This is a genomic window from Salinimicrobium oceani (assembly GCF_012037645.1).
The window spans coordinates 1-287 of sequence record NZ_JAAVJR010001609.1; the positions used below are offsets into that span (position 1 = coordinate 1).

Annotated in this window: 1 protein-coding gene; it reads left to right on the forward strand. The window is 43.6% G+C overall.

All coding sequences use genetic code 11. From position 1 onward, the window contains the following. The coding region (locus HC175_RS23280; RefSeq protein WP_168140113.1) for a hypothetical protein at window positions 1-287 on the forward strand (287 nt) is incomplete at both ends.

Consider the following 287-nt stretch of genomic DNA (forward strand, 5'->3'; position numbering starts at 1 on the left):
CCAATTATTCCGCCGGAATTACGTCCACTGGTGCCGCTTGATGGAGGGCGTTTCGCAACTTCAGATTTGAACGATCTTTACCGTCGTGTAATTATACGTAACAACCGTCTGAAAAGATTAATGGAGATCAAAGCTCCTGAAGTAATTCTTCGTAATGAGAAGCGTATGCTTCAGGAATCTGTGGATTCGTTGTTCGACAACACCAGGAAATCTTCAGCAGTAAAAACTGATTCCAACAGGCCGTTGAAATCCCTTTCTGATTCCTTAAAAGGGAAGCAAGGGCGTTT